5 protein-coding genes and 1 pseudogene are annotated in these 4,157 nt (G+C 71.7%); 3 read left to right on the plus strand and 3 right to left on the minus strand.

Features of this window, described 5'->3' with window-relative positions; translation table 11 throughout:
• Positions 1-120: 120 nt before the first annotated feature.
• Positions 121-687 (minus strand): LysM peptidoglycan-binding domain-containing protein, encoded by a 567-nt coding sequence (locus tag ACFU6K_RS32845; RefSeq protein WP_380669277.1) that lies wholly within the window; start codon positions 685-687, stop codon positions 121-123.
• A gap of 435 nt (positions 688-1,122) precedes the next feature.
• Here ACFU6K_RS32845 and ACFU6K_RS32850 point away from each other — a divergent pair, with 435 nt between their 5' ends.
• Positions 1,123-1,305, plus strand: coding sequence for a hypothetical protein (locus ACFU6K_RS32850; protein ID WP_380669279.1), 183 nt, complete (start codon positions 1,123-1,125; stop codon positions 1,303-1,305).
• 41 nt (positions 1,306-1,346) lie between these two features.
• A pseudogene (locus tag ACFU6K_RS32855) lies at positions 1,347-1,559 on the plus strand (hypothetical protein); the annotation flags it as partial.
• Positions 1,560-1,703: 144 nt separating this feature from the next.
• On the opposite strand, the gene ACFU6K_RS32860 reads toward ACFU6K_RS32855, so the two are convergent.
• Positions 1,704-1,883: a hypothetical protein gene (locus ACFU6K_RS32860; RefSeq protein WP_380669281.1), complete on the minus strand. Its 180-nt coding sequence runs from the start codon at positions 1,881-1,883 to the stop codon at positions 1,704-1,706.
• Positions 1,884-2,099: 216 nt separating this feature from the next.
• On the opposite strand from ACFU6K_RS32860, the gene ACFU6K_RS32865 reads away from it, so the two are divergent.
• Positions 2,100-3,299 (plus strand): pentapeptide repeat-containing protein, encoded by a 1,200-nt coding sequence (locus ACFU6K_RS32865; RefSeq protein WP_380669283.1) that lies wholly within the window; start codon positions 2,100-2,102, stop codon positions 3,297-3,299.
• A gap of 27 nt (positions 3,300-3,326) precedes the next feature.
• Here the strand turns inward: ACFU6K_RS32865 and ACFU6K_RS32870 are convergent, their stop codons facing one another.
• A complete protein-coding gene (locus ACFU6K_RS32870) occupies positions 3,327-4,046 on the minus strand; it encodes an alpha/beta fold hydrolase (RefSeq protein WP_380669285.1) in 720 nt (239 codons plus the stop codon).
• Positions 4,047-4,157 lie beyond the last annotated feature (111 nt).

Consider the following 4,157-nt stretch of genomic DNA (forward strand, 5'->3'; position numbering starts at 1 on the left):
CCTGAACCCTGCGTGGGAAGTCGGCGGGGCCGACTTCCCACGAGCCGGTCACCGGCACACCGGACCGACGGTCCGATGATCAGGGCGAGGCGCCCGGACGCGGGCGCCCGGACCGCACGGCTACGGAATCGTCAGCACCTGACCGACGTTCACCAGGTCCGGGTCCTCGATGCCGTTGGCCTGGGCGATCTCCAGGTAGCGGCTGCCGTCACCGTAGAAGCGCTCGGCCACGGCCCACAGGGAGTCCCCGGGCTCGACGGTGTAGGTCTGCACCACGGGGGCTTCCTGGATCGGGGCCGCTTCCACCTCCGCCTCCGGAGCCGGAGCCGGGGCCGGGGCCTCAGCGGCGAGGGGGAAATCGGTGTTGGTGTCCGACGCCCACCGCGCCCCGCCGTCCCGGCCGTACAGCACCACGTTGCGGTCGGCCTGCACGACCAGCCGGTCGACGTCCTGGCCGTCGGTCCCGGTGGACCAGGCCGCACCGTCGCCCTTGTAGAGCACGAAGTTGCCGTCCTCCTGGAGCACGGCCCGCTCGACGCCCTGGTTCTGGGTCTCGGTCGCCCACACGACCGCGCCCGGCTCGGAGATCACCAGGTTCCCGTCCCGCTGAAGGGTCAGCGTGTAGGCACCGCCGGTCAGGGACTGACCGAGACCGAGTTCATCGCCCACGTACAGCGTGTCGCCCATGGATATTCCTTTCGGATAAGGGGATTGGCTTCGCCGCGCCCGGCTAGCGGCACGTCAGAGGCAGGCAGCCCCACCCGCCGCCGGCGCACGAACACCAGTCCTTGGACTCTAGGTGCCATCGGGGTTTGCACACAATTCACCGCATCGGGTGACATCCCCGGCACGGCTGCCGCGCCCCGGCGGCCACCCGTACCTGACCCCCGATCACCCCGCCCGCGCAGGAAATCGGCCCCGCCGACTTCTCGGGCCGGTTGTGGCGAATCGTCATGACCTTGTGCATGTCATCCCCCTCTTGATCCTTCGGATGGCAGGCTGACCTCATCGACGGCCCAGCGCCACCAGGACGCCCGCGAGCGGCAGACGCCGCCCCGGCACCGGAGCCGGGCCGCGACTGCACCACCCACGTCCACCGGACCGAGCCAGGAGGCCCAGAGCATGGCGTCAGACGACCAGGACCAGCAGCTCGAAGAAGAAGGCACCGCGCAGCAGGAGAGCCCCGCACCACAGCAGGAATCGGTGAAGGCCCTGGCCGCGAAGGAGGTCGAACAGCGGGAGGCCGACATCAGGAAGGTCCACGCGAACCTCGACGAGCTGGAGAAGAAGCTCGGCACGGAGTAGCCGCCGCCGGCCGATCACCGGCGCGCAGGGTGCCGTTCGTCCGCATCGAGGCCCGGTCCACCGCCCTGCGCTACTTCCTTCTCGAGAGCACCGGCCGCGCCGGCCACAAAGAGCAGGGCAGAATGATCCGCCACCGCCTCATCCGGCGGAACCGTCACGCCGACGACCGGCGCCTACGCGCCGTCGTCGGCAGGGCAAACGTCGCCCGAGGCCCAGTCGAGTTCCTTGCGCATCTTCACCGAGGTCGTCCGTAACCGGGCGATTCGTCAAGGCCACGCGCACCTGGGTTGAACCCGAAGACGTTGAGACCCGGAGTATGAGCGCCCTGAGCCCGGGCGTACTCCTCGCCGAGGAGCATGACCATTCGCCCGAGGCCCCGACCACGCTATCGCCCCCGCCTAGCCGCGCCGGGCGACCAGCCAGGCGAGCAGGCCGGTCACGGTGGCACCGCCCGCCGCCGTGGCCATGCCCCGGACGAAGTGCAGGGCGACGGTGCGCCGGACGACCCGCCACCTTCGGCGCCGGCCGGCCACCTTGCCACTCCGTCCCGCCACACCGGTCCGACCGTGCTCGAACATCGCGCTTCTCCTCTCCAGGGGGCGACCGTGCCCCACGGCCTGGATCAACCCTGGAGGCGGACGGAGGCGGCACCGCGCCCGGTCGATGAGACCGGATGAAACCGGAGGCCTGGCGCCGGGAATCCGCTTTCAACTGACAGAACCGCCCCACCACTTCATGATGGACTGACAGTTACGGACGAAATCTGACAGTCCATCGAAGGGGTAGCGCGGCCTGTGGCGGGAATCGTCGTTCCGACCAGCGAGAAGCTCCCGCCCGGGCCACGCAGGGACCTGGTCGAAGCCCTGCACGGGCTGTACCGGGGCGCGGGCAAGCCCAGCCTCCGCGAGATCTCCCTCGGCATCAAGCATCGCGACGAACTGCCGACGACGGTGAGCCACGACACCGCGAGCCAACTACTGCACGGCGTGGCCGTACCCGCCTGGGCGCGGGTGGAGTCCATGGTGCGGTACCTGGCCGGCACCGCCGTCGGGCGGCAGAAGCCGGACCCGGAGGACGAGGTCGAACGCTTCCACCGGCTCTGGCTGGCCGCCGACGACGCGGAACGGGACGTGCCGGCGCCACCCCCCAGGGCGGGCACGACGGATGCGGCGCTACGGGAGGAGCTCCGGTCCACCGATCCGGAGCGCCGCATCGCCGCCCTCTACCGCCTGGAACGGCTCGCCTGGCGCACCCCGCCGCAGGACCAGGAGGCCACCGAGCCATCGTGGCCGTCGATGCTGGGCGACTTCCTCCGGGAGGCCCGCCCACTCGGGGATTCCTCCGGTCCGGAGCCGGATCCGGCCGAGGACGTCCAGGTGGCGGTGCTGATCCTGGGCCGTCTGCCCGAGCGGTATTCCGGCGGCCGTTTCAACCTCTCGCGGCTCGATCTCCGGAACCTGGTCTGGGACGGGGCCCGGCTGTGGCAGGCCAACCTGGGTTCGAGCCTGCTGTCGGGCAGTTCCCTGGAGTACGCGCAACTGGGAGACGCCCGGCTCGTGGAGGCGACCCTCACCGGTGTCGACCTGGACTCCGCCGATCTCACCTCGGCCGACCTCACCCGGTGCGATCTCTCCGGCACGACCATGGTGGACACCAGGATCCCGGACGCGAACCTGTCCGGCGCCGTCCTCACGGGGACGGATCTGGTGGGCGCCTCGGCCCACCAGGCCAGGCTGCGGGGGTGCAAGGCCTCGGGCGCCGACTTCCGCCACGCCGACCTGAGCGAGACCAGCTTCAAGTGGGCCGTCCTGACGAACTGCCACTTCGACCACGCCAAGCTCGCCAGCGCGGACCTCACGGGCGCGGTGCTGAGCGGCTGCTCCTTCGCCGGCGCCGACCTCTCCCGCGCGCGCTTCACCAGGCGCGGCCTGGCCGAGGCCCAACTGACGCCGGCCCAGCTCCAGTCCATCACGGTCGTACAGAACCCCGACTGACGCGACCTCCCGTGCGGTGCGGCCCGGCTACAGCGTCGTCAGGTACGCCTCCAGCCGCTCGGCCAGCTCTTCCGGATGGCCGAGCATCGGGAGGTGGTCGCCCGGCATCTCGTCCGGCCGGATGCCGAGCCGGTCCTGGACGTGCCGCCGCAGGAACGCGGGCGGGAAGAACCGGTCGCCGGTGGCCAGCAGGAACCTGGTCGGCACCTGCGGCCAGGCCTCCAGGGGCCACGGTGTCCCGAACGGCGTGGCCGACTGGCGTCGCTCGTGCTCCGTGAGGAGCTCCTCGGCCAGGGCGGCCGGGGTGTCGTGCAGGAACAGGGCGCGCTCGTCCTCCTCCGCGCCCTCCACCACGCCCCTGCCGCGGTCGGATTCGCGGCGGGCCTCCGCGTAGCCGGTGTTCTCCCACCACGCGCCCGGCGTCTCGCCCGGCGCCGGCACCTGGGCCTGGAGCATGACCAGCAGGTCCACCGGCAGCCGCGCGCACACCAGCGGGCCGGTGAAGCCGCCGAAGGAGTGCGCGACGACCACGAGCCGGCCCGCCCGGTCGCCGGTCGGCCGTTCAGAAGCCGCCGCCACCACCGCCGCCACCACCGCGTCCGCGTACTCGGCCAGCCCGGCCGCATCGTCCTCGCACGGCAGGTCCGGCGCGACCACCTCGTGGCCCCGCCCGCGCAGCTCGGCCGCCAACAGCTCCCAGCACCAGGAATCGGCAGCCGCGCCGTGGATCAGCACGTACGTCGCCATGGAACAGTCCCCCTCGTACGCCGGTCAACTCCGGTTTCCCGGAACTCCCTTGCCGCGCGCGAGTGTACGACCCCCCTCCGACAATCACCGGTGGCCCCGCCCGCCTCCTCC

It is taken from the genome of Kitasatospora sp. NPDC057512 (assembly GCF_042802135.1).
GTDB lineage: Bacteria > Actinomycetota > Actinomycetes > Streptomycetales > Streptomycetaceae > Kitasatospora.

Excerpts from the sequence above, each read along its gene's own strand:
- ACFU6K_RS32845 (WP_380669277.1), bottom strand. The coding sequence starts at position 687 with ATGGGCGACACGCTGTACGTGGGCGATGAACTCGGTCTCGGTCAGTCC.
- ACFU6K_RS32850 (WP_380669279.1), top strand. The coding sequence starts at position 1,123 with ATGGCGTCAGACGACCAGGACCAGCAGCTCGAAGAAGAAGGCACCGCG.
- ACFU6K_RS32860 (WP_380669281.1), bottom strand. The coding sequence starts at position 1,883 with ATGTTCGAGCACGGTCGGACCGGTGTGGCGGGACGGAGTGGCAAGGTG.
- ACFU6K_RS32870 (WP_380669285.1), bottom strand. The coding sequence starts at position 4,046 with ATGGCGACGTACGTGCTGATCCACGGCGCGGCTGCCGATTCCTGGTGC.